This window comes from Mesorhizobium sp. M7A.F.Ca.CA.004.06.1.1 (assembly GCF_003999135.1).
In the GTDB taxonomy this organism is placed as follows: domain Bacteria; phylum Pseudomonadota; class Alphaproteobacteria; order Rhizobiales; family Rhizobiaceae; genus Mesorhizobium.
Genome location: NZ_RZPQ01000431.1, coordinates 1 through 5,010 on the forward strand (window position 1 = coordinate 1; position 5,010 = coordinate 5,010).

The following is a 5,010-nucleotide window of genomic DNA, read 5'->3' on the forward strand; positions in this document are numbered from 1 at the left end:
CCGCACTCGACAATGGCTATACGCCGGCCTCGGTGATCATGGACGGGCCGATCACGATCCAGAGCGGCAACACGAGCTGGACGCCGAAGAATTACGACGGCACCGTTGCCGGTCCGGCGACCCTGCGCTCCGGCATCGAGAAGTCGCGCAACCTGATGACGGTGCGGCTTGCCAATGACATGGGGATGAAGCTGGTCGTCGAATATGCCGAGCGCTTCGGTGTCTACGACCATCTGGCACCCTATCTACCGATGGCGCTGGGTTCCGGCGAAACCACCGTGATGCGCATGGTGTCGGCCTATTCGATCATGGCCAATGGCGGCAAGTCGATCAAACCGTCGCTCATCGACCGCATCCAGGACCGCTACGGCAAGACGGTGTTCAAGCAGGACGAACGTGGCTGCCAGGGCTGCAATGCGCCCGAATGGCAGAACCAGCCGGAGCCGGAACTCGTCGACAATTCCGAGCAGGTGCTCGATCCGATGACGGCCTACCAGATCACCTCGATGATGGAAGGTGTCGTGCAACGCGGCACCGGCGCCACCATCAGTGAACTCGGCCGTCACATCGCTGGCAAGACTGGAACGACCAACGACGAAAAGGACGCCTGGTTCATCGGTTACACGCCCAACCTCGTCGTCGGCCTCTACATGGGCTACGACACGCCGCGCGGCCTTGGCCATGGCGCCACCGGTGGCGGCCTCGCAGCCCCGATCTTCAAGGACTTCATGCGGGTGGCGCTGGACGGCACGCCCAATGTCGATTTCAAGGTGCCCGAAGGCATGAACCTGGTCGCCATCAACCGCAAGACCGGCATGCGTGCCGCATCGGGCGATCCGGGCACCATCATCGAAGCCTTCAAGCCGGGTACCGGTCCCGCCGACAGCTATTGGGTCATCGGCATGGGCGCCGACGGCTCCAATGCCACCGGTGGCGCGTTGTCACCGCAGGCCAACCAGGCCATCCAGTCCGGCGGCGGCGGCCTCTACTGACGATTTTCATGAGCGGATGGGCTGGCCTTGGCGCCAGCCCATTTTGCTTTACAGCCGGCGGCGGCCTGCCTATGTATCGCGCCGACCGACTTCAGCAAACAGGACAGAACAGCCAGCCATGCGCGCGGAAACGCAGAATATTGTCGACGAGATCAGGCAGGCGATAACCCTGCTGAGGAGGCATCTTTGACTGGGATCAGGCCATAAAGCGGCTTGAATACCTTAATGTGCGCGCCGAGGACGCCAGCCTCTGGAACGAGCCGCTGGAAGCGCAGAAGCTGATGCGCGAGCGCCAGGGCCTGGAAGAGGGCATCGCCTCGGTGAAAGGTCTGACGCAGGCGCTGGAAGACAATATCGGCCTGATCGAGCTCGGCGAGGAAGAGCGCGACGAGGGGGTCATTGCCGAGGCCGAAGCCGCGATCCGCTCGATGCAAGGCGAAGCGAAGGCCCGCCAGGTCGAGACGTTGCTGTCGGGTGAAGCAGATTCCAACGACACCTATCTCGAAATCCATGCCGGTGCCGGCGGCACCGAAAGCCAGGACTGGGCCTCGATGCTGCTGCGCATGTACACGCGCTGGGCCGAGCGTCGTCGCTTCAAGGTCGAAGTGCTGGAAATGCATGACGGCGAAGAGGCCGGCATCAAGTCGGCCACGTTGATGATCAAAGGCCACAATGCCTATGGCTGGATGAAGACGGAATCGGGCGTTCATCGCCTGGTGCGTATTTCGCCCTATGACAGCAATGCGCGCCGGCATACGTCCTTCGCCAGCGTCTGGGTCTATCCGGTCATCGACGACACGATCGAGATCGACGTCTCGGAATCGGATGTCCGCATCGATACTTATCGCTCGTCCGGCTCGGGCGGCCAGCACGTCAACACCACCGATTCGGCGGTGCGCATCACGCATCTGGCCACCGGCATTGCGGTCGCCTGCCAAGCCGAACGTTCGCAGCACAAGAACAAGGCCAAGGCCTGGGAGATGCTGCGCTCGCGCCTTTACGAGGAAGAGCTGAAGAAGCGCGAGGCAGTTGCAAACGCCACCGAAGCGTCGAAGAGTGATATAGGCTGGGGTCACCAGATACGCTCCTATGTGCTGCAGCCCTACCAGCTGGTGAAGGATCTCCGCACCGGCGTCGAGAGCACCAGCCCGTCGAGCGTGCTCGATGGCGACCTCGACGATTTCATGGAAGCCTCGTTGTCGCAGCGCATCGAAGGCGGTGCGGGCGAAGCCGTAGCAGACCTGGATTAGGATATGTCCATGTTCAGGTGAGGCTAGCCTGACCTCAATCTGAACATACCCCTGCGCACCACAGCGACGGAGGAGTGGGTTGCCGAGCAAGCTCACCGGAAAGTGCTTCTGCGGCGCGGTTCACTACGAGGTCGCCGACGAATTCCTCTATGCCGCGAATTGCCATTGTTCGAACTGCCGGCGCACCACCGGTTCGGCCTTCAAGCCTTTCGCCGGTATCGAGCGTGAAAAGCTTGTCCTCACCGAAGGCGGGGACAAGCTCCTGATCTTTGGCGACGAAAGCGGCCATAACGCGCATTGCGGCCGGTGCGGCTCCTTGCTTTATTCGCTGGTGCGCGACGGCGCCTACGTCCATGTCGCCATGGGAACGCTCGTCAACGACCCGTCCATCCGCCCGACCGAGCACATCTTCGTCGGTTCGAAGGCGGGCTGGTTCACCATCACCGATGACCTGCCGCAGCATCAAGAGCACGTGATTGCCGGCTCTGACCAGCAATAGGCTGGAACCACAGCGGGCCAATTCCGTTTATTCGACGCCCGTTTGCCGGGAATTGACCTTGGCCTCATCTCGTCGGCGGTAGCGGATACCTGACGTCTATAGAACGATGTCGGGAATGCATCTTCTTGCGCCGACCAAGGAATCAGCCCAGCATCCAAACGCTGGGAGAGAAAAAGCATTTATGGCCGGACGCGGCATATCTGCGACCCGACGATCCGGCCACTGGGAAGATACGTTCCGGGAACGGGCAAGCGAAACGCTTGAGCTCGTTTGAAAGGAACGCGTCATGTCTGCTGCCACACTCAGATCGGCCAATGCCGTTCAACCGGCTGGCCGACTTTTGTTTTCCCTGTTCGCGATCGGCGCGATGGCAATGCTGACGGCACCCGCCTTCGCGCATGACGCCACACCCACGGCGGCAAAGCCACAGGGCTGGAGTTATCCGTTCGCATGCTGCGCCAACTATGATTGTCGCACGACCCATACAGGCGAAGTGCTGGAGAAACCCGAGGGCTATGTCATCGCCGGAACGGGTGAGATCGTTCCAATGACCGACAAGCGTGTCAAGGACAGCCCGGACGGCGAGTTCCATTGGTGTGCGCACCAGGCGGGCCTCGACGCCGGCAAGACAATCTGCCTGTTCGTGCCGCCGCGCTCCTATTGACGACAGGACGGCGGTCGGACGTCCGCGGTCGCGTGTGACCGGGACCGCAGGCCGGGTTTGCGCAGTTCGGGTGATGCCTGCTGACAGACAGTTGTCAGGAGCACCTCTTTATGCTGCCTTTGCCGCACGGGGTGGCGGGCGACAGGAGGAGTTCGTTGATGACCATCAAGGCAAGCTGTCATTGCAAGGCGACGACATTCGAGGTTTCGCAGGCACCGCAGACGGTGACGCAATGCACCTGTTCTTTCTGCTCGAAGCGCGGCTCGCTCTGGGCCTACTACGTGCCTTCGCAATTCAAGCTCACCAGCCCGATGGAGAACGTCTCTTTCTACCGCTGGGGATCGAAAACCGTAAAGCACGGTTTTTGCGCCACCTGCGGCTGCGGCACCTTTACCGAAACGCCGGACTGGTCGACCGGCGAGCCGGATTTCGACAATCCCAAGATCAGCGTCAACTCGCGACTGTTCGACGATTTCGATCTCGACAAGGTCGAAGTGGTGGTCATAGACGGCAAGAACCTCTGGTAGCCTGATCCGAACGATTGCGGCCCGGCGATGCGGCGCTATCACTGTGTATCGGTCCCTCGGGAAAAGCCGTGAGCGGCGCTTTTGCCGTTCCGCTTTTCGCCGCAATTCGTGGTACAAGTCGCGGGAAGGGCTGATTTGGCGCCACCGCAAGGCGTGACTTGGAGAGGGACCATCCTATGAAAAAGACTGTGCTCGTCGTCGTGGCGACGGCTGTGCTCGTGAGCGCCTGCACCACCACCGATCCGTATACGGGCGACCAGAAGATTTCCAACACGGCGGCCGGCGCCGGCCTTGGTGCCCTGGCGGGTGCAAGCCTTGGCCTGCTTGCCGGCGGCAACGACCGCCGCAACGCACTGATCGGCGCCGGCATCGGCGCGCTGGCCGGCGGCGCCATCGGCGCCACCATGGACCAGAACGAGGCCGAACTGCGCCGGCAGCTCGAGGGCACCGGTGTCAGCGTCACCCGCAGCGGCGACCAGATCATCCTCAATATGCCGTCCGACATCACCTTCAACTCGGACCAGGATGCGGTGAAGCCCGGCTTCTACCAAGTCCTGAACTCTGTCGCGCTGGTGCTGAAGAAGTTCAAGCAGACCACGGTCGACGTGTTCGGCCACACCGATTCGACCGGTGGCGACCAGCACAATTTCGATCTGTCGCAGCGTCGTGCTTTGGCGGTGGCGAACTATCTGTCCGGTCAGGGCGTGGATCAGCGACGCTTCGCAGTCACAGGCTTCGGCAAGACGCGCCCCGTCGCATCCAATGCCACGGCCGAAGGTCGCGCCCAGAACCGCCGCGTCGAGATCCAGCTTTCGCCGCTCACCTGATTTGTACGGCAAACCAATGCGAAACGGCTCCCATGGGGGGCCGTTTTTGTTTGAGCGGATATTGGTGTTATTCAATTAGTTATTCCTAAAATACATCTTTCCCGCAGCTATGGAAAGGAATAGCATCATCGCTGTTCCTGAGGGGATGAGGCGGTGTCACTGGCCGCGCAATCAGCATTTTTCCGCCTCGGTCTTGCACGGCCAGATCAGAAATCTGGGAGGAATGCATGACAAGAACAGCCAGCCTTGGG

Annotated in this window: 6 protein-coding genes; all 6 read left to right on the forward strand. The window is 61.3% G+C overall.

Annotated elements, in window-relative coordinates:
* The coding region (locus EN906_RS22550; protein WP_281060454.1) for a penicillin-binding transpeptidase domain-containing protein at positions 1 to 992 on the forward strand (992 nt) is incomplete at its 5' end.
* A gap of 118 nt (positions 993 to 1,110) precedes the next feature.
* Positions 1,111 to 2,242, forward strand: a protein-coding gene (prfB, locus tag EN906_RS22555; protein ID WP_127272597.1) for a peptide chain release factor 2 whose coding sequence is annotated in 2 segments (ribosomal slippage) — positions 1,111 to 1,176 and positions 1,178 to 2,242 — 1,131 coding nt in all. Because the reading frame shifts where the segments join, the coding sequence is not laid out codon by codon here.
* A 79-nt stretch (positions 2,243 to 2,321) separates the two neighbouring features.
* Positions 2,322 to 2,741: a GFA family protein gene (locus tag EN906_RS22560; RefSeq protein WP_127270927.1), complete on the forward strand. Its 420-nt coding sequence runs from the start codon at positions 2,322 to 2,324 to the stop codon at positions 2,739 to 2,741.
* 286 nt (positions 2,742 to 3,027) lie between these two features.
* Entirely contained in the window at positions 3,028 to 3,405 is a 378-nt protein-coding gene (locus tag EN906_RS22565) for a hypothetical protein (protein WP_023812122.1), read from the forward strand.
* 158 nt (positions 3,406 to 3,563) lie between these two features.
* The gene (locus tag EN906_RS22570; RefSeq protein WP_024503891.1) at positions 3,564 to 3,932 is read left to right on the forward strand and encodes a GFA family protein; all 369 of its coding nucleotides are present in this window, start codon (positions 3,564 to 3,566) and stop codon (positions 3,930 to 3,932) included.
* Positions 3,933 to 4,108: 176 nt separating this feature from the next.
* Complete coding sequence (locus tag EN906_RS22575; protein ID WP_013531371.1) at positions 4,109 to 4,759, forward strand: OmpA family protein; 651 nt, start codon at positions 4,109 to 4,111, stop codon at positions 4,757 to 4,759.
* Positions 4,760 to 5,010: the final 251 nt, after the last annotated feature.